Origin of the sequence: Mesorhizobium sp. M6A.T.Cr.TU.014.01.1.1 (genome assembly GCF_004022765.1) — a bacterium.
Classification (GTDB): domain Bacteria; phylum Pseudomonadota; class Alphaproteobacteria; order Rhizobiales; family Rhizobiaceae; genus Mesorhizobium; species Mesorhizobium mediterraneum.
Genome location: NZ_RZPG01000014.1, coordinates 101,313 through 120,925 on the forward strand (window position 1 = coordinate 101,313; position 19,613 = coordinate 120,925).

Consider the following 19,613-nt stretch of genomic DNA (forward strand, 5'->3'; position numbering starts at 1 on the left):
GGCGGCTGGTGCTGGATCATCACGTCGGCAAGGAGGTGTCAGGGATCATGCGCGGAGGACGATAGGCGGGCAAAGGAGCGGGCCAAGCGTGTCATAATGGCGCCCATGGTCACGCCCACAAGCCGCGCCCCCTGCGTCCACGGAGAGGTGCGCGTCTGCTTAGGCGGCCGAGACATCGCTTACCTGATCAACGGGCTCGCCGTATTTGCGCCTGTAAGCGGCAATGAAATCGTCGTCGCTACAGATGCAGCGGCCGCTGGAGTCCTTGGCCTTCGGATCGTGCAAGTGAGAGCCAAGGGGGCGCAGAAGATTCACCCGAGTGCTCGTCGTCGGGCTCATGGGAAACCCCGCACTATGTTTGACCAAATCCGCGGCAAGCATAATCCCGGCAAGCACCGACTGAAAGGCCATCGGAACGACAGTTCGAACGCGGCGACTTCCTTCGCTAAGCTGGAACACCAGACCGCCGCAGATAGCCTGCTGATAAAAGGAGCGCAGGGGCTGGCCGACAAACGGGGCTAGCGGTTCAAACGGCACAGCCATCGCTGTAGCCACGCGAACTACAAAGTCGTTGGGAACTCCGGCATTGGTCTGCAGGAGCGTTTTCACCTGCTCGTGTGCTTCCGGTATTCCGAGTTCCTCGGCAATCAGCTGGTGCTCGTCCTTGGATTTTCCGGATGGCAGGTACATGCAACAAAGGCAAGCCTGGCCGTCATCGAAACCATGCCGGGAGATACCGAGATCGTGCTCCTGCGTCCAAGCGTTTGCGATCCATCGCGGCAGTGCACCTTGGACAGCCAGACGGTCGGCGGCGGTGTCAAGCGCCACACCCACTTGGTCGAAGACCCAATTGCCCCGGCGCGCAACATATTCTGCCCACGTCAGAGGGTGCGCCTCGACCTCAAGGGCAGTCGATCTAAGGGCGGTGGCTGCAAGAACCGCCTTGGACATACCAATCTCCGCCTGGCCGGCCAATGCGTAGCGCTGCAGGTTTGAGAGTTCGATCGCTTCGTGATCGATTACATGCAGACGACCCTTGAGATCGGGTTGTCTCGCTAGCGCCCAAAGCGAGCCATGGCCTATCGCACCGAGCCCAACGAGGTGGGTTTCGCCAAGGTCGACTGGAAAGTCGATCGGGCCAGCCTCCCCGGCTTTGGTCTTGTCGTAGCTGCATAGCGAGAGGTCGATGGTTTCGTCCAACTCGGCGCCGGTCAACTGGGCGGCGAAGATAGTTCGAAAGACGTTGGCGGCGCCGAAGCAACTGGCGGCGCCAGCTCCATAAGGCAGCAGACTTGGGCCAGAGCCCACCGGGTCCGTACGCGACAGCTTTGCCGCCCAACCGTCCGATCCCACGAAAAAGATCGGGCACCGGAGTGATGGGCGCGTTACCCCTGCAACGACGCAGACGGTGGCAGACTTGCCGGAACGCCGGATGCCGACTTTTGGATTGATCGACTTTGCCAAGCGCTCCAGCGCTTGGGCTTGAGAGCTCGCCGCGCTGTCCAGCGGGAGTATCGCCAGAACCGGGTAGAGCCTAGCGAGCAATCTCACCGCAAGATCTAATGTCGCCTGGCCTTCGGCGCAGGAAGCGGCCTGATGGTCGAAGGCGACTGCCACGACCTGCTTTTCAAGAGCTGCTTTGAAGTCTCCCAGATGAAAATCGGCCAGGACCTGAGATGCCGCCGTGGCGGCGCGATCGATGAAGTTAGCGAATGCCATTGTTCAACTCGATATCATGATCATTCGCGACAGTGCCGCGGGAGGGAGCGCATTCCATTTGGCCTTTTCGTCAAGCCGATAGGCGGCGACCCGAGCAAAATCGAAAGGCTCGCGGGCGAAATTCGGCACCACCAGCGACAGACACCCAACCGTGGTAGCAACCGCATAAGCGTCGTCCGTCGTCGAATGGTAGGCGCGGCCCGGATGGCTGTGAATCTGGGCCAAGAGTTTCAGGCCGCTTTTGTAGAGCCAGACATTGAGCCGGTGCAGTTCTTCGGCCGCAACGATCACGCAAACGCCATCGTTTGTTCGAATGTGACGCTGCGCCGGGATAACCGTCTCTGTTACGGCAAAGTGCCGGTCTTCCTGAACGCCGACCCAAAGTGCCATCCCCTCATTGCCCTCGCGACCAACTGAGCGCAGATGCCCATGCGTGGTCGAGATGCAGCCGCGCGGGAGAGTCACGATCGTTACATCTCTCAAACCAGTCATTCTTGTATCGCCTGAGGGGATACCACCATTCCTACGATTGTCGGTTGGAGTTGAATCTGCAACTGCTCTATAGGAACGATTCCGTACTTGATGATCTTGTCCAGGATGAAGGCCAAACAGCCTTCGCCAGAACCCCGATGAAGTAGCCATGGATCACCTGAATGGGCTGGATTGTCGTGGTATTCCCGGACGCCCGCCATGCACAGGAATGGTTCGTCCTCGGGACTGTTGGCCTGGATGAAGTCCGTCAGCGGCACGGCGTTCTGCTGGATGAGAGCTCCTATCATCTCTGGCGGCGTTCCGGGCAGCGGCGGACGTCTAAGCATTTTCAGGTATAGATCTTTCCGGGCAATCGGATCACGCGTAAACGGATCGACGAAGACCACGGACGGTGGTCTTAAGTCGTAGTCGGTGAAGTCGACCTCGCTCGCTGCGCTGACCACCCGTGGCTTTAACTTGGGGCTGGCGAAAATGAAGAAAGCGCGCGGAAAAGTCGCCTCGATCAAGAAGCAGCCCTGAGCCCGATAGACATCAGCATATGGCCGGAACCGGCCGATCTCCCGATCAAACTTCGCTCGGGAGACCTCCGGATCCACACTTTGGGGTTTAGGCACCTGCGACGCCCGCCTTCAGGCTGAGGAACAGGGTCACAGTATTCGGGAAACCAAAATCGCCAAGCTTCTTGTCGACGTCGAGCAAGTTGCCGGCCTCATCCTTGAATTCCCAATTCTCGGCTGGTTGGGCGACATTCTGCGTGTTCTCAAGGGCTTTGGTACGAATGACGTGAAGCGGCTGGTTGGGATTGGCTTCGACCTGCGTGGGCTGGCCGTTCACCACCACCGTGATCTCGATCTTGCCCGGTCCGCCGCCGTGATTATCGCCCTTACCCGAATCCTTCGACATTGTCCTACTCCTGTGGCTTGCCAACCGCCCCACGCCCTGGCACCCACCTGCGAGTGAGACCGGCGGTCTTCAATCGTTCACCCGGCGCCACGGCCGCGAGTACGCGAAAGACAGGGGATAAGCTACCGAATCGGTGCTTGCCTTCTTTTATGGGTGACTTGAGCCGCAAGTAAATGGTCTCAAATTGCTCCTCACAACTATAATCGATTAGAGCAATGCGAAAATATTGGCGACACGCCTATTCATCTGCTCTCTCACTCGCCTGCTCCGTGCTCGGCAAGGGGAGCTTTGATCTGCGTCACGCGTCCCCAAGCAGCTGATTGCGCCGGCAGCGCCATAGGAACCGTCGTTCAGAGTCTTCACCACTCAAGCACCCGCATGGATGCATGCCGACGCTCGTCTCCACAAAACAGCGCAAGTGGTGCCTTGTTGGATAAGGTCGCCTCGTACCTGGTGCAGCATCTCTCGGAACGCATGCCGCTGCGAGACCAGGCCTCATCATCGCGTCACATAGGAGCTGAAGCTTTCCGGATCGGGTATCCAATCGGCATCCAGTTGCTCGGCGATATGGTTGAATTCTGCCCTCAGGACAAGAGTGAGTAGAGCAGCCCCGCTACGAAAATCCCATCCTGGTTCGTTTGACGCATCGACTATTCAGATTGATTGGCGTGATACCCGGCGCGGCCGCAACACGCGAGGCCGTCAACCGCTGAGCAGAAAACCAGCCTTCGCCTTCCGCGGCGGCGGACCTCGTCAGCCTCTCGAAAGCTTGCCTGAGTAGGTTGCTCATGTGATCTGTGGAAGTGAGGATAGCGTGCACCCGTACAAACTAGACATTCATCGTGGCAGCTTGGCTGCAGGTGCAGCACGCCGTACCGCACGAGCAAGCGGACAGGCCGGCCAAGCCGGTTTTGAGCAGCACTTGGGCGAACTGCAGGCGGCGGACGAGTTGATGGGTGCGCCAGGCGAGGAGGTCCTCGTCAATGGCTCGCATGGTAAAGGTGAGTTGAGACCAACGAAGAGGCAGAGGATCCAAAGCAATCTGCAGCATGCTGTCACTGAGCGGCAACCAGGTGAGGTTGGCAACTCAGGCGCTCGCGTGATGATGCAACTCCCCACCCATCAGGTGGGTACATCGGAACGGGAGGCGCAACTTGTGATGCAGGGGGACGAGCACGAATACACCCCAGCACCGCATCTCGACGGGTCGATGCCCTCGACAGTGCAGCCGGATCGTCCAATTGTGGTCCCCGACGGTGCCGACAAGCGTCCTGTTTATTCCAACGATGCCACCGCCATCGAAGGGCTGAAGTCAGCACTCCTTGCGGGTAAAGCCAGGCCGGACACGGTCACTCGCAGCACAAATTCTCTTTTCGGCTTTAGTCGTTGGCTCTTTCAAAACAACAAGCCAGGGCTTGCTGCTCGGCTTTACCATCCGTCGCTGAGCCAGGATCTCGAGGAGTACGAGAGTAGGGGTGGTTCCTCCACCGTGGCTGGCGCACTGCGTCAATTGATGAAGTCGATGGGCGGAGCCGGCCCGATTGTGGGTCGCGCTGTCCTGAACCCCCATCCTGACGACGCCGCGCTCACCAGACATTTCAGATCCGCGAGCGGCTACGCAACTGCTCTTAACCATTTCAGTCATTACCTACGTCAAAATGACAAGCTCGGAATTGCGGGTCGCATTTACGATAAATCGCTGGATAAAGATGTTGAGAGCTACAAGGCCGCCTCCTCTAATGGTGGAGCTCCGATCGAATCTGCGCTAGTTTATCTCCGCAAGAACCCGCCGCGCGTTATACTCGGGAATCATCTGGAAAACGCGGTCAGCATGGAGGCTCGTCCCCGTGGCGACGCTGCTCAGCATACCGCACCACAGCAGGGATTCGATTGGCCAGAGGAGCTCCTGCCGGTAGGTTATAAGGAGGGCACCGATCTACCATTGTCTCTCGCCCCAACCGCGCACCAACACCAAGCGCCCGACTTTGGAGAGGCCGTCCCTCACTTGAACTGGCGCCACGGCGACCAGGGCGCCCCGGAGGAGCTGGTAGCTGCACGGGACAGGAGCAGCCCGCTGCCAAGCGAGGCGGTGCCACATAAATCTGGACGGGGACTCGCTACGCAGCCCAGATTGTGGGCGGAGAAATCCGCCTCGCCAGAGCTCTTTCGACGGCGGGCGGAGCAGGCTCTGCCGGCGTCCGCCAGAGGTGTGGAGACATCCTCCGCGGTTGATGAAGCCGCGCAGGCCGCTCGCCAAGCTTTGGCTTGGTTGCAGCAGGAGATGGAGGGGATCGAACCGATGCAGGATCCTCATAAGGTGGCTACACCGGAATGTGAGGCGCAGCTCGTCAGGCAGAGGGATGAGCACGAATCCACCCCAGCACCGCATCCCGGAGGTGGTGGGTCGATGCCCTCGACAGTGCAGCCGGATCGTCCAATTGTAGTCCCCGACGGTGCCGACAAGCGTCCTGTCTATTCCAACGATGCGACCGCTATCGAAGGGCTGAGGGCAGCATTCCACGCGGGTAAGGCCAAAGCGAACACGGTCACTTACAATGTAAATTCTCTTTTCGGCTTTAGTCGGTGGCTCCTTCAAAACAACAAGCCAGGGTTTGCTGCTCGGCTTTACCATTCGTCGCTGGATCAGGATCTCAAGGAGTACGAGAGTACGGGTGGTTCCTCCACCGTGGCTGGCGCACTGCGTTACCTCAAGAAGTCGACAGGCGGAGCCCCGATTATGGCTCGCCCTGTCGTGATCCCCTATCCTGACGATGCCGAGCTCATTAGAAATTACAGAGCCGCTTCGACCAAGGAGTACCTGGCAGCGCCTGCGACCGGACGGAATCCAGATACCGTGGGCGGCTATACAAATTTTCTTAGACATTTTAGTCAGTACCTGCGTCAAAATAACAAGCTTGGGATTGCGGCTCGGATTCACGACAAATCGCTGGATAAAGATGTTGAGAGCTTCAAGGCTGTCTCCTATGGTAATAGGCTAAGTATCAGTTCTGCATTGGCTCACCTCCGGGATATCCTGCCGCGCATTGTGCTCGGGCGCGAAACTGTCCTTTCTGCTCATCCGGCAGACGCAGTCACCAGGCGCGTTGGGGCCGCTGCTGAAGCTGGGCCAGCGGCACCGGCAAGAGCTCCCCAACCCGCCTCGCCAGCAACCGCTAGGCTGCCAGGCACCTACCGCGGCCTTCCACTGGTTGATGTGACCACACTGACTACCAGTTCCTCTGGGGCTCAGATCGGGGCGCTCGATCCGACAGCCCCGTCCAACGTTGCAACGGGGCGGGTGCTCGGCGCCGCCGAATGGCTGAGCGACGCCCATATCCAGAGAGATTACAATTTGCTGGAGGGGCAACTGCAGGGGATCAATCCGGCGCTCGCTGCCCGGACTCGGCTGGTGGATCCTTCCGTATCCCATCTACTGCGACACACGTCGCCGCAAGACGCTCGAGGCATATTGCAGTCCATCTATAATCAAAACAACGCCACAGCCGACTTCCTGTTCTTGCCAGTGAATAATGGCACGGCTACTAGCCCCGGCACCCATTGGTCGCTGCTGCTCGTTGATCGCCGCGACCCGGAAAGGCGGTTCGCCTATCACTACGACTCCCTCCAGCGAGAGGGATATAACGACGTGCCTGCAAAACAGCTCGCAGGACTGCTGAATGCCACCTTGGCGCCAGCCCCCATGGCCAGACAGACGAACCATTATGATTGCGGCGTATTTGTCCTGGAGGGCACGTGGGCGCTGGTTGAACGATTGGTGAAAGGGCAGCGGCCAGACCACGAGCCGCTGCCCCTCGACAACCTCGTTGCCGATCGGCAGGCGCTGCAAGACCGGCTAAGGAGGCGCTTGCCGCACGAGGAAGAGCCGCGGCAGCTGCTGGAGGATGAACCCGCCTCCCCACCGATGATGGCATTCGAGCCAGGGGAACTGCGGCAACTGTTGGAAGACGAGCCTGCCTCCCCACCAATGATGGCGTTCGAGCCAGGGGAACTGCGGCAACTGTTGGAGGACGAACCTGCCTCCCCATCAATGATGGCGTTCGAGCCAGGGGAACTGCGGCAACTGTTGGAGGACGAGCCTGCCTCCCCACCAATGATGGCGTTCGAGCCAGGGGAACTGCGGCAGCTGTTGGAGGATGAACCCGCTTCCCCACCGATGATGGCGTTCGAGCCAGGGGAACTGCGGCAACTGTTGGAGGATGAACCCGCTTCCCCACCGATGATGGCGTTCGAGCCAGGGGAACTGCGGCAACTGTTGGAAGACGAGCCTGCCTCCACTTGGGCACAAATCAATTCGACCCCACATGCGCGAGCGGACGGTGTTCATCAGCCAGCCCAGGCGCCGTGGCTCCCTGAACGCAGAAGATAACTTTGCGGAGGAGCGGTCACGCAACTGTCGGCGGCGCCGGGCCTCAGGGTGAATGGAAAGGATGGAGTGGCGGATGGTGTCGCGTGAAGGCGCAACACGCGTGCTGACCGACCTGCATACGTAGGAAGTCGTTCATTGCTCCCAAATCGTATGTGAGGAACATTCCTGTCCCGGCTGCGCCGCGCGATGCTAGGTCGCGTTGTTCAGCGGGCCAAGCCGATGACACCTACGAAGCTACTGATCGGGCAGATCGCCGTTGTGTGCGCAATTGTCATTATCGGCGTATGGACGGCAACCCAATGGTGCGCTCAAATGCTGACCTACCAGACGCCTCTCGGCGCACCATGGTTTCTCTTCGCCGGCTGGCCAATCTACAAGCCGTGGAAGCTGTTTGAATGGTGGTTCCACTTCGATGCTTATGCGCCGGAGGTCTTCGACAAAGCCGGTACGCTTGCAGGCGCCAGCGGATTCCTGGGCTGTGCCGCCGCAATCGCTGGCTCGCTTTTGCGCGCGCGACAGCGCGGGTCGGTTACGACCTATGGGTCTTCACGGTGGGCCACGACTCATGAGGTCGAGACGGCAGGGTTGTTACGGCCGGCGGGCGTTTTCCTCGGTAGGCTGAACGATCGCTATCTGCGCCATGACGGCCCGGAGCACGTCATGGCATTTGCGCCGACGCGTTCGGGCAAGGGCGTGGGGCTGGTTGTTCCAACGCTACTTTCCTGGACCGGGTCTGCCATCATTCATGATATAAAAGGCGAAAATTGGCAGTTGACCTCCGGCTGGCGGTCGAAATTCTCGTACTGCCTTCTGTTCAATCCGACCGACCCGAGATCGGCACGCTACAACCCGCTGCTGGAGGTGCGCAAAGGCCCAGATGAGATCCGGGACGTTCAAAACATCGCCGACATCCTCGTCGATCCCGAGGGCGCGCTGGAGCGACGGAACCACTGGGAGAAGACCAGCCATTCACTCCTAGTTGGCGCCATTTTGCACGTGCTCTACGCTGAAGAGGACAAGACGCTGGCCCGCGTCGCCACCTTCCTGTCGGACCCGCAACGCTCGTTTGCCGCAACGCTACGGCGGATGATGACGACAAACCATCTCGGGACGGGGCATAACCCTCAGGTCCATCCCGTAGTGGCCTCGGCGGCTCGCGAACTCCTGAACAAGTCGGAAAACGAGCGCTCAGGCGTCCTCTCGACCGCCATGTCCTTTCTCGGGCTTTATCGTGATCCAACGGTCGCGGCGGCCACTTCGTCCTGCGACTGGCGCATCGCTGACCTAGTGGATGGAGAGCGACCGCTGTCGCTCTATCTGGTCGTGCCGCCTTCGGATATCTCGCGCACCAAGCCTTTGGTGCGACTGATCTTGAACCAGATCGGCAGGCGGTTGACGGAGCGTCTGGAGGGGGACCCGAAGAAGAGCCGTAAGCATCAGCTGCTCATGATGCTGGACGAGTTTCCGGCGCTCGGTCGCCTCGACTTCTTCGAAACGGCGCTCGCCTTCATGGCAGGTTATGGCATTCGCTCCTATCTGATCGCACAATCTTTGAACCAGGTTTCAAAGGCCTATGGCGAGAACAATGCTATTCTCGACAATTGCCACGTGCGAATTGCCTTTTCCTCCAATGACGAACGCACGGCCAAGCGCATCTCGGATGCCCTCGGCACCGCAACCGAACTTAGGTCGATGCGCAACTATGCGGGCCATCGGCTTGCGCCCTGGCTTTCACATGTCATGGTGAGCCGCCAGGAAACCGCGCGCCCGCTCCTGACGCCAGGCGAGGTGATGCAATTGCCGCCGTCAGACGAATTGGTCCTGGTTTCTGGGTTGCCGCCGATCCGCGCCAAGAAGCTGCGCTATTATCAGGATCAGAATTTCACAGATCGGGTGCTGCCTGCGCCGGTGCTGCACGACGGGCCCTATGCGGACTGCCCTGCATCACGCCCGGACGGCTGGACTGGACAAGTGTGCAGCGTCGATAGCCGACTTGCTGCGGACGAGGAAAGCGCCGACGCGCCAGTTGAAGACGAGGGAGGCGTTCAGCAGCAACGCCATCCAAGCCTGCCCGAAGAAGACGTTGTTGTCTCTCAAGAGCCCGATCAGGCCGATCTGTACAAGCCCGCAGACGATGACAGCGAAGCGCTCGCGGACAAGCGTGTCATGGATCGGATTTCCACTGCGGCCCGCGCCTACGGTATCAACGAGGGCAGGGGCGACGATGTCATTCCCGGCTTCTGAAGTCCGCTGAGTTGCAGAGCGCACCTCAGCGTAGATAACGGCCATAAGCAATTTTGAGCGTCTGGCCGATGCTTCTCCCGTCGCCGGCGCAACGCCGGGCCGTCGGAACGAGCCGCATGAAGCCGCACCGCATTCGCCATCAGTTTCTGCTTGAGCCGGAGCTCAGCGAGAAACTGGACAACCTCAGTCGCGATCCGTCAACGACCAAATCAGCGATCGTGGCGAAGGCGATCGAGGCGTTCATCGAGCGGCGTGGCGAGAGCGAGTTCGATCGGCGCTACGGCGTAAGGCTTGACCGGCTCTCCCGCGATCTTGCCCACGTCAGGCGCGATTCCGAGGTGATCCTGGAGAGCCTGGCGCTCTTCATCCGCTTTTCGATCACCCTTCATGCCCACACGCCGGTCCCGGATCGGGCAACGCAGGCTATTGCCCAAGAGCGTTTCGAGAAATTCGTTGAGAAGGTCGGCCGCCAGATCGCTTCCGGCAAAAAGTCGCTTAGCAAAGACAATGGTGGGGGAGGGGAAGGATGAGCTCTCATCCCGAGGCCGACCACCGGCGGCGTGTCATGCTACGCACCGCCATGGGTCCGGCAATCACCGAAGCCCTGGCCGATCCGTCCGTCATCGAGGTGATGGTCAATCCCGACGGCGCGCTGCGACTCGACCGGTTAGGCGAAGGTCGGGTCGATACCGACGTTCACATGCACCCGTCCGAGGCAGAACGTATCATCCGCCTGGTTGCTTCGCACGTGCGCGCCGAGGCGCACGCCGACAACCCGATCGTCAGTGCCGAATTGCCGTCTGGCGAACGCTTCGAAGGCCTGCTGCCACCTGTGGTGTTGGCGCCATGTTTTGCCATCCGCAAGCCCGCCGCGAAAGTCTACACCCTGGCCGACTATGTTGCCGAACGCATCATGCTGCCGCTGCAGGCCGATGCGCTGAAAAAGGCCGTCCACGAGCGGCGCAACATGCTGATCGCCGGCGGCACTTCCTCGGGGAAGACAACACTCGCCAACGCTCTGCTGGCTGAAGTCGCCGAATGCGACGATCGGGTGATCCTGATCGAGGACACACGCGAACTGCAGTGCGCGGCCAGGGACTGCGTTGCCCTGAGAACGAGGCGGGGCTCGGTCACCCTTGCCGATCTCGTGCGCTCGACGCTGAGGCTCAGGCCGGACCGCATCATCGTGGGCGAGGTGAGGGGCGCGGAAGCGCTCGACATGCTGAAGGCATGGAACACCGGGCACCCAGGCGGCATCGCTACCGTACACGCCAATTCCGCGCGCTCGGCTCTCTATCGCATTGAGCAACTCGCCCAGGAAGCGGTGGTCACCGTTCCCCGCCGGCTCATCGCTGAGGCGATAGATCTGATCGTCTTTATAGCGGGACGCGGCTCGTCGCGCCACATCGACGCAATCGCCGAGGTCACCGGTCTCGACGGCAGCGGCGATTACGCCGTTGCCCCGCTCACGCTTTCGCAACTCCAGCAGCTTTGAAAGGCCTTCCTCATGCGCAAGAAGCTTCGCTTTCTTTCGTCCACAGCGCTCGCGTTTCTTATCACGGCCCCGGTTTATGCGGCCGGCTCCGGCATGCCGTGGGAGCAGCCGCTGCAGCAGATCCTGGAGTCCGTGCAGGGACCGGTCGCCAAGATCGTTGCGGTGATCATCATTATCACCACCGGCCTGACGCTTGCCTTCGGCGACACCGCCGGTGGTTTTCGGCGCCTGATTCAGATCGTCTTCGGTCTGTCGATCGCCTTCGCGGCATCGAGCTTCTTCCTCTCCTTCTTCTCCTTCGGTGGTGGGGCGCTCGTCTGATGGCCGCCGGGGAGCAGCATATCGAGGGCTTCGCAGTACCGGTCCACCGGGCGCTGACCGAGCCGATCCTGCTCGGCGGGGCTCCGCGCGCGGTGGCGATCCTCAACGGTACAGTGGCCGCGGCCATTGGCTTCGGCTTGCAGCAATGGATTGCTGGTCTGGTGCTTTGGATCGCGGGCCACTCGTTAGCGGTCTTTGCCGCAAGACGCGATCCGGACTTCGCCAGCGTGCTTGTGCGCCACCTACGTCTGAAGGGGTGGCTTGCATGCTGAACCTTTCGGAATATCGAAGCAAAGCCGACCGGCTTGCCGACCATCTACCCTGGGCTGCCTTGGTGGCGCCCGGCATCGTGCTCAACAAGGACGGCAGCTTTCAGCGGACGTTGCGGTTCCGCGGCCCGGATCTCGAAAGTGCGACGGAGGCTGAACTCGTCGGCATTTGCGCCCGGGCGAACAATGCTCTCAGACGCCTTGGCTCTGGCTGGGCATTGTTCTTTGAGGCCGAGCGCATAGAAGCGCTGGGCTATCCGAACTCGCATTTTCCTGACGCCGCGTCGTGGCTGGTCGACGAAGAACGCCGCGCTGCTTTCGAGGGGAAGGTAGCGCACTACGAGAGCCGCTATCATCTGACCTTGGTGTTTATGCCACCGCCGGACGCCCAGGCGCGCGCAGAAAGCGCGCTCGTCGACTCTCATTATTCCCAAGGAGAAAGAGACTGGCGCCAGGATCTGGCGAGGTTCCGTGACGAGACCAACCGCGTGCTCGATCTCTTCTCGGGTTTCATGTCCGAAGTACGCGTCCTCGATGATGCTCAGACGCTGACCTACCTCCACGGCACGATTTCGCCTCGCCGCCATCCTATCATGGCCCCCGAAACGCCGATATATCTGGATGCAATACTGGTCGATGCGCCGCTTACCGGTGGCCTGGAGCCGATGCTGGGTGAGCAGCATCTTCGCACACTGACCATCCTCGGCTTTCCGAACCTCACCCGGCCCGGGATCCTCGATACCCTCAATCATCAGGATTTCGCCTATCGCTGGATGACGCGCTTCATTCCGCTCGAGAAAACGGAAGCCACGAAGACGCTGACGCGGTTGCGCCGGCAGTGGTTTGCCAAGCGCAAATCGATCGTGGCAATCCTACGCGAGGTCATTACCAACGAGCCGGTCCCGCTTGTCGATAGCGATGCCGACAACAAGGCGCTCGATGCCGACGAAGCCCTTCAGGCATTGGGCGGCGATCATGTGAGCTTCGGCTATCTCACCACCACCGTGACGGTGTGGGGCGAGGATCGCCAAGCCGCTGCAGAGAAGCTTCGCGCGGTCGAGCGCATCATCAATGGGCTCGGCTTCACCACGATCCGAGAAGGCGTCAATGCGGTCGAGGCTTGGCTCGGCTCATTGCCTGGCCATGTCTACGCTAACGTTCGCCAACCGCTCGTTCATACATTGAACCTTGCCCATCTCATGCCGCTGTCGTCGGTTTGGGCCGGTCCTGCGACAAACGAGCATCTCGCGAAAGTCACCCAAACCGAAGCGCCACCGCTTTTCGTTGCCGAGACCAGTGGGTCGACACCGTTTCGGCTTTCCACCCACGTCGAAGATGTCGGCCACATGCTGGTTGTTGGTCCGACCGGCGCCGGCAAGTCGGTTCTGCTTGCTCTGATTGCTCTGCAGTTCAGGCGCTATGCCGGCGCCCAGGTTTATGTCTTCGACAAAGGCAATTCGGCCCGTGCTGCAACACTTGCCATGGGTGGAGAACACCACGCGCTAGGAGCGGACGGTTCCCTTGCCTTTCAGCCACTGCGCAGCATCAACGACCAGGCTAGCCGAAGCTGGGCGGCCGAATGGATCGCCAGCCTTGTTGCCCACGAGAACGTCACCGTCACGCCGGAGGTGAAGGAGGCTATTTGGTCAGCGCTGGCCAGCCTTGCCACCGCGCCGGCGCAGGAACGCACACTGACCGGTCTTTCGGTCCTGCTTCAATCCAATGCGCTGAAGACCGCATTGATGCCCTACACGCTCGACGGTCCCTTCGGCCGCCTGCTCGATGCCGATCATGATGGGCTGGCCTTGTCGGATGTGCAGTGTTTCGAGACCGAGGAGTTAATGCACAGCCAAGGCGCTTTGCTGCCGGTGCTTACCTATCTGTTCCAGCGACTTGAGGAACGGTTCGACGGACGGCCCACGCTGATCATGCTCGACGAGGCGTGGGTCTATCTCGACAATCCGCTGTTCGCCGCCCGCATCCGCGAATGGCTGAAGGTGCTGCGAAAGAAGAACGTGTCGGTTGTCTTCGCTACGCAGTCGCTGGCTGATATCGCGGGCTCTGGCATAGCGCCGGCAATCATCGAAAGCTGCCCGCAGCGCATTTTCCTTCCCAATGATCGTGCCGTGGAACCCCAGGCGCGCACAGCCTACGAGCGCTTCGGTTTAAGCGAGCGGCAGATCGAATTGATCGCCCGCGCCACGCCGAAGCGTCAGTATTATCTGCAATCGCGCCGCGGCAACCGTCTGTTCGAGCTCGAGCTTGGCCCCATCGCTCTTGCGCTTTGCGGTGCTTCCGATCCGGCCACGCAGACTCTGATCGACAGGATCATGTCCGAAGACGGGCAAGGCAGCTTTGCCTCGCAGTTCCTGATCGCGCGCGGCCTCGATTGGGCCGGCGAACTTCTCAAGCAATTCCCTCAACCAGACAAGGAGCAATTAGCATGATGCGGCGACGCCTTCTCTCCGGCCTGATCACCGTTTCCCTGATCGCCAAGCCTATGGCCGACTATGTGCAGCCCGCCTACGCCCTTATCGTGTTCGATCCGTCCAATTATGCGCAGAACGTGCTGACGGCCGCGCGCGCATTGGAGCAGATCAACAACCAGATCCAGTCGCTGCAGAATCAGGCGACCATGCTGCAGAACATGGCGCGCAATCTTCAGCGTCTGGATTTCTCTTCCGTTGGCCAACTCACCGGTTCGCTCCATCGCATCGACGGCTTGATGGACCAGGCGAGTGGCCTCAGCTTTGATCTGGGCAAGCTTCAAGACCAGTGGCGCAGCCAATATCCGGAAAGCTACGACGCCACGATCAAGGTCAGCGATGTGGCGAGTGCTGCGCGCGAGCGTTGGCAAACCGCCATGCAGGCGTTCCGCCAGACCATGGGGGTCCAGTCGCAAATCGTCGAGAACGTCCGCGCCGACGGCGATCTGCTCGCCGATCTCGTCAACCGCAGCCAAGGGGCGGCCGGTGCGCTTCAGGCAAGCCAGGCCACCAACCAGCTGATGGCGCTTTCGACAAAGCAGCAGATGCAGATCCAGACGCTGCTCGCAACGCAGTTTCGAGCTGAGGCCGAGGATGCCGCCCGCAAGGCCCAGTCAGAGGAAGCCGCCCGCGAGATGACGAAGCGATTCTTGGGTACCGGCTCGGCTTATCCCGGCAATTAATCACGAGTTCATCACGACGAGGAAGGCAGCGGCATGAACGACCTTGGCGTCATCGATCGCTTCATGGAGACCTTCATCCGCTACATCGACAGCGGGTTCGGTCTGCTATCGGGCGACGTCGCCTTCCTCACTACCATTCTGATCGGCATTGACATCACACTTGCCGGCCTGGCGTGGGCGTTCGGCGACGAAACCAGCGTTCTCGGCCGGCCTGTCCGCAAGGTGCTCTATGTTGGCGTCTTCGCCTTCATCCTGAACAATTTCAAGAACCTCGCCGATATCGTTTATCGTTCTTTTGCCGGTCTCGGGATTAAGGCGTCGGCCGGCAATCTGTCGGCAGACAATCTCTTGCGCCCGGGCCGCATTGCCGCGACCGGTTTCGAAGGTGCTTGGCCAATGCTTGACCAAGCCAGTCAGCTCCTGGGCTTCCCGGAAATCTTCGGCAACGCACTGACCATCTTCGTGCTGCTGATGGCCTGGTTCCTGGTCATCATCGCCTTCTTCATCCTTTCCATCCAGCTTTTCATCACCATCCTTGAGTTCAAGCTCACCACGCTGGCAGGTTTTGTTTTGGTTCCATTCGCACTTTGGAACCGTTCAGCCTTCCTGGCCGAACGCGTGCTCGGCCATGTTATCTCGTCAGGCATCAAGGTGATGGTGCTCGCCGTCATTGTCGGCATCGGCTCCACGCTCTTCGGGGAGTTCGCTTCCGCATTGCAAGGCAAGGAGCCGGATCTGGCCGCTGCCATGTCCCAGGTACTGGGCGCACTGGCACTGCTTGGCCTTGGCATTTTTGGGCCGGGGATCGCGTCGGGTCTTGTCTCAGGCGCACCGCAGCTTGGCGCGGGCGCCGCCCTCGGCACGACCGCGGCGGCAGCGGGTGTATCACTCGTTGCTGGAGGCACGGCATTTTCTGGCGCGCGTATGGCAACCAGCGGCGGTCTCGCCGCCATCCGCGCCGGCACAACAATGGGATCGGCTGCTTCCACGTCCTGGCAGATCGGGCGCGCAACCTCGCCCGACGTTGGCCTCTCCGGTGTGGCTGCTGGAATGCATGGTGTAACCAGTGCCGCTGGCGGCGCCGCTATACGCGTAGCGCGATCCGCCACTGCAAGTGTTGGGCGCAACGCCGATGCCGGGCGCGATGCCGCGTGGACCGCGACCGGCGGCACGCCGACCGCGTCAATGACCGAACGCTCTGCCGGTTCGGCCACTGTTTCGGCGCCGACGTGGGCAAGGCGCCTACGTTCTGAACAGACCGCCCGTGCACATCGCCACGCTGCCATGCAAGCTGTCCGAGACGGAGACCGGCCGGGAGGCAGCGCCAACCCCTCTCTCAACGACAAGGATGACTAGATGCTCTTCAAGCGACCCGTGCACCGTTACGGCAAAACACCCGAACCGGTCACGCCCTATCAAAAAGCCGCCCAGCTGTGGGACGAGCGCATCGGCTCATCTCGACTGCAGGCCAGGAACTGGCGGCTCATGGCCCTTGGGTGCCTGGCCTTGGCGACCGGACTTTCCGGCGGACTCGTATGGCAGTCGATGCAAAGCCGTGTCGTGCCTTACGTCGTCGAGGTCGATGGCTTCGGCGAGACGCGCGCCGTCGCGCCGGCAATCCGGAATTATGAGCCCTCGGATGCTCAGATCGCCTGGCATCTCGGCCGCTTCATCCAGAATGTCCGTTCCGTTTCCACCGATCCGGTTTTGGTACGGCAGAACTGGTTGGCAGCTTACGACTTTGCTAGCGATCGCGCAGCGCTCTTCCTCAACGAATACGCCAAGGCGAACGACCCCTTCGGTCAGATCGGAACGCGCAGTGTCTCGGTACAGGTCACCAGCGTGGTCAGGGCCTCCGAAAGTTCATTCCAGGTCAAATGGACCGAGCAGGTGTTTGAGCGCGGAAGCCTTGCCAGCACGATGCGCTGGACTGCGATCCTCACGATCGTGATCCGCTCGCCAAGCAATACGGATCAGCTGCGCAAGAATCCGCTCGGCGTCTTCATCAACGCCATTGACTGGTCACGCGAGCTCGACAGCGCCGTCCCACCCCCGCTTTCTCCGACGGAGTCCACCAATGAAAGATAAAATGTCACCGATTCGTGCCGTGCTGATCCTATCGGTGTCGGCAGCGGTCGTTTCCGCTTGTGCATCGAAGAAGGTGCCGCCGCCTGAGATTTCCTATGACGCTGCTGACTTCAAACCGGCCGCGATCGAGAAGGCGCCGGAGAGGCCGATTAGAATTGTCGAGGTGCCAAAACCACTGCCGCTGCCTGGCCAATTGCAGCCCGAGCCCGGCAAGGCCGAGGACAAGCGCCCCCCTGAAGAACGCGTCGCTGATGCCAACAAAGCCGCGACCCAGCAACCCACCAAGTACGGGTATGTTAATGCCGTGCAAGTCTACCCCTTCACCGATGGCGCGCTTTATCAGCTCTATGCCGCGCCGGAGCGCGTGACCGACATCGCTCTGCAGCCGGGCGAGAAACTAACCGCCGTGTCGGCTGGCGACACCGTGCGCTGGGTCATAGGCGATACTGCAAGCGGCACCGGTGACAATCAGCGCACCCATGTTCTGGTGAAACCCTTCGCGCCGGGTCTTGCCACCAATGTCGTCATTACGACGGACCGGCGGACCTATCATTTGCAGCTTCAAAGCACCGAGAAGACAGCAATGGCGGCAATCTCCTGGACCTACAGCCAAGACCAGATCATCGCGCTTCGCCAGCGCAATGCTCAAGCCGAGGCAGTTACACCGGTCGCGTCGAATATCGCGCTCGAAAACCTTCGCTTTCGCTACTCGATCAGTGGCGACACACCGCCCTGGAGACCGACGCGAGCCTTCGACGACGGCAGCAAGGTCTATATTGAGTTCCCTCGTCGCATAGATCAGGGCGAGGCGCCACCACTCTTCATCGTCGGCGCAGATGGGAGCAGCGAGCTCGTCAACTATCGCGTGCGCGGCAACTATTACATCGTCGATCGGCTCTTCGCCGCGGCCGAACTTCGCCTCGGCACCAAGCAGCAGCAGGTGATCCGCATCAGCAGGATTGACGACAGGCAACCGCTACGGCGGATCTCGCTCTTTTCGCGTTCCAGCCGGTGAGGTGAGGGCTCATGATCGAAAATTCCCGCTCTGGCATCCCGCCGAAACTGGATCCCGAGGAACTGCAGCTTCGGGCCTCTCCCCGCCGCGTGGTGCGGTTCAGGCGCGGTGTGATCATCGCGATCGCAGCGCTCGGATCCGGCGCTGTGTTCGGCGTTGCCATGATGGCGCTCCAGGGGCCGGCCCTTCGCATCAGGGATCAGGCGGAAGATCTCTACAGCACTGAGCGCAAACCAACCGTCGAGGGACTCGATACGCTTCCCCATGACTATTCCGGCATGAAGCCGAAGTCTCCCGTCCTTGGGCCACCTTTGCCGGGCGACCTCGGTCGCCCCATCCTCGAGCGGCAGCGCCAGCTCGGCATCGTGCCGGGCCAAGACATCTCGGCCGAGGAGCAGCGTCTAGCGCAGCAGGCGATCGAAGCGCGTGAATCGCAGGTGCTTTTCCGCGTCGAAAATCGAGCTCAACAGACAGATGTCGGTGAGAGCGTGCAAACTGCTCAGCATCCATTTGAGGCACTTCCCCAATCCGAAGCAGCACGCGCGTCAGCCTCGGTGGCGCCGGCGGAAAGCGACCAGAACAATCAGCAGCGAAAGCTTGATTTCCTCAGCCAGCGGAGCACTGGCGGGATCTACAATCCGCATGCGCTGCAGACGCCGATCTCGCCGTATCAACTGATGGCTGGCAGCGTGATTGCCGCCAGCCTGATCACCGGCATCAATTCCGATTTGCCGGGCCTTGTCGTCGCGCAAGTCACCGAGAATGTGCACGACACGGTCACGGGCAACATATTGCTGATTCCGCAGGGCTCACGTCTTATCGGCGTCTACGACAGCGTCGTCGCGTTCGGGCAAAAGCGAGCGCTGCTGGTCTGGCAGCGCATTCTGCTGCCCGACGGCTCGTCGGTCGAAATCGACAATCTGCCCGCGAGCGACACCGCCGGCTACGCAGGGCTGGAAGACAAAGTCGATTTCCACACCTGGCAGCTGATCAAGGGGGTGGCGCTTGCCACATTGCTCGGTGTCGGCACGGAATTCAGCCTCGGCGAAAACGAGAGCGATCTGGTCAAGGCGATCCGGGAATCAGCCCAGCAGAACGCCAGTCGAGCCGGCCAGCGCATCACCGAAAAAAACCTCAATATCCAGCCCACCATCATCGTCCGCCCAGGTTGGCCACTGCGCGTCATCGTGCACAAGGACATCGTGCTGCGGCCATACGCGAGTTGAGCAGGAGTTACCATGGCTGACCTGAAACTTGGAAAGCTTCCAGACCGAACAGCTTCGAAGATCACCATTACCGTCAGCGCGGAGCTGGGCCAAACACTCAAGGAGTATGCTGCACTTTACCGTCAGACCTATCGTCAGTCTGAAACCGTGGCAGAACTCATCCCTTTCATGCTGGCGGCGTTTCTGGAAGGCGACCGAGCCTTTGCCAAGGCCCGAAAAGAAGGTCTGCCGACGGAGCTTTCCGAAAAATCGTGACTCCTCCGCTAGAGGCAGCTGGAACATTGC

The 19,613-nt window shown here is 60.6% G+C and carries 17 protein-coding genes; 13 read left to right on the plus strand and 4 right to left on the minus strand.

Annotation, left to right across the window (positions count from 1 at the left end; genetic code table 11):
• Positions 1 to 159: 159 nt before the first annotated feature.
• Genes EN885_RS17410 through EN885_RS17425 form a run of 4 tightly spaced genes read right to left on the minus strand, consistent with a single transcriptional unit; the run spans position 160 to position 3,114 of the window.
• A complete protein-coding gene (locus EN885_RS17410; protein WP_091595803.1) occupies positions 160 to 1,719 on the minus strand; it encodes an E2 ligase fold family C protein in 1,560 nt (519 codons plus the stop codon).
• Between the two features lie 3 nt (positions 1,720 to 1,722).
• A complete protein-coding gene (locus tag EN885_RS17415) occupies positions 1,723 to 2,211 on the minus strand; it encodes a Mov34/MPN/PAD-1 family protein (protein WP_091595801.1) in 489 nt (162 codons plus the stop codon).
• Complete coding sequence (locus tag EN885_RS17420) at positions 2,208 to 2,825, minus strand: putative metal-binding protein (protein ID WP_091595799.1); 618 nt, start codon at positions 2,823 to 2,825, stop codon at positions 2,208 to 2,210. The genes EN885_RS17415 and EN885_RS17420 overlap by 4 nt, the downstream gene beginning before the upstream one ends.
• The gene (locus tag EN885_RS17425) at positions 2,818 to 3,114 is read right to left on the minus strand and encodes a DUF2604 domain-containing protein (protein ID WP_024505654.1); all 297 of its coding nucleotides are present in this window, start codon (positions 3,112 to 3,114) and stop codon (positions 2,818 to 2,820) included. Before EN885_RS17425 ends, EN885_RS17420 begins: the two co-directional genes overlap by 8 nt.
• Before the next feature lie 922 nt (positions 3,115 to 4,036).
• Here EN885_RS17425 and EN885_RS17430 point away from each other — a divergent pair.
• From EN885_RS17430 to EN885_RS17490, 13 genes are all read left to right on the plus strand, one after another.
• Positions 4,037 to 7,501 (plus strand): Ulp1 family isopeptidase, encoded by a 3,465-nt coding sequence (locus tag EN885_RS17430; RefSeq protein ID WP_245493086.1) that lies wholly within the window; start codon positions 4,037 to 4,039, stop codon positions 7,499 to 7,501.
• Positions 7,502 to 7,720: 219 nt separating this feature from the next.
• Positions 7,721 to 9,745, plus strand: a complete 2,025-nt coding sequence (locus tag EN885_RS17435) for a conjugal transfer protein TraG (RefSeq protein WP_024502848.1) — start codon at positions 7,721 to 7,723, stop codon at positions 9,743 to 9,745.
• 116 nt (positions 9,746 to 9,861) lie between these two features.
• Positions 9,862 to 10,275 (plus strand): CopG family transcriptional regulator, encoded by a 414-nt coding sequence (locus EN885_RS17440; RefSeq protein WP_095488561.1) that lies wholly within the window; start codon positions 9,862 to 9,864, stop codon positions 10,273 to 10,275.
• Positions 10,272 to 11,240 (plus strand): P-type conjugative transfer ATPase TrbB, encoded by a 969-nt coding sequence (gene trbB, locus EN885_RS17445; protein ID WP_128242904.1) that lies wholly within the window; start codon positions 10,272 to 10,274, stop codon positions 11,238 to 11,240. Before EN885_RS17440 ends, trbB begins: the two co-directional genes overlap by 4 nt.
• A 12-nt stretch (positions 11,241 to 11,252) precedes the next feature.
• On the plus strand, positions 11,253 to 11,561 hold the full coding sequence (locus tag EN885_RS17450) for a TrbC/VirB2 family protein (RefSeq protein WP_024502851.1): 309 nt from the start codon (positions 11,253 to 11,255) through the stop codon (positions 11,559 to 11,561).
• Entirely contained in the window at positions 11,561 to 11,833 is a 273-nt protein-coding gene (locus EN885_RS17455) for a VirB3 family type IV secretion system protein (RefSeq protein ID WP_024502852.1), read from the plus strand. Before EN885_RS17450 ends, EN885_RS17455 begins: the two co-directional genes overlap by 1 nt.
• Entirely contained in the window at positions 11,827 to 14,277 is a 2,451-nt protein-coding gene (gene trbE / locus EN885_RS17460; protein ID WP_127294630.1) for a conjugal transfer protein TrbE, read from the plus strand. Before EN885_RS17455 ends, trbE begins: the two co-directional genes overlap by 7 nt.
• Complete coding sequence (gene trbJ / locus EN885_RS17465; protein WP_095488543.1) at positions 14,274 to 14,999, plus strand: P-type conjugative transfer protein TrbJ; 726 nt, start codon at positions 14,274 to 14,276, stop codon at positions 14,997 to 14,999. The genes trbE and trbJ overlap by 4 nt, the downstream gene beginning before the upstream one ends.
• Before the next feature lie 33 nt (positions 15,000 to 15,032).
• On the plus strand, positions 15,033 to 16,355 hold the full coding sequence (gene trbL / locus EN885_RS17470; RefSeq protein WP_128242903.1) for a P-type conjugative transfer protein TrbL: 1,323 nt from the start codon (positions 15,033 to 15,035) through the stop codon (positions 16,353 to 16,355).
• Positions 16,356 to 17,087 carry a conjugal transfer protein TrbF gene (gene trbF, locus EN885_RS17475; RefSeq protein ID WP_029354943.1) on the plus strand — a complete coding sequence of 244 codons (732 nt, stop codon included), beginning with the start codon at positions 16,356 to 16,358 and terminating at the stop codon, positions 17,085 to 17,087.
• 1 nt (position 17,088) lies between these two features.
• Entirely contained in the window at positions 17,089 to 18,102 is a 1,014-nt protein-coding gene (trbG, locus tag EN885_RS17480) for a P-type conjugative transfer protein TrbG (protein ID WP_164759110.1), read from the plus strand.
• Positions 18,103 to 18,113: 11 nt separating this feature from the next.
• The gene (locus EN885_RS17485; RefSeq protein WP_095488540.1) at positions 18,114 to 19,328 is read left to right on the plus strand and encodes a TrbI/VirB10 family protein; all 1,215 of its coding nucleotides are present in this window, start codon (positions 18,114 to 18,116) and stop codon (positions 19,326 to 19,328) included.
• 12 nt (positions 19,329 to 19,340) lie between these two features.
• On the plus strand, positions 19,341 to 19,583 hold the full coding sequence (locus tag EN885_RS17490) for a DUF2274 domain-containing protein (protein WP_128242902.1): 243 nt from the start codon (positions 19,341 to 19,343) through the stop codon (positions 19,581 to 19,583).
• The last annotated feature ends 30 nt before the right edge of the window (positions 19,584 to 19,613 follow it).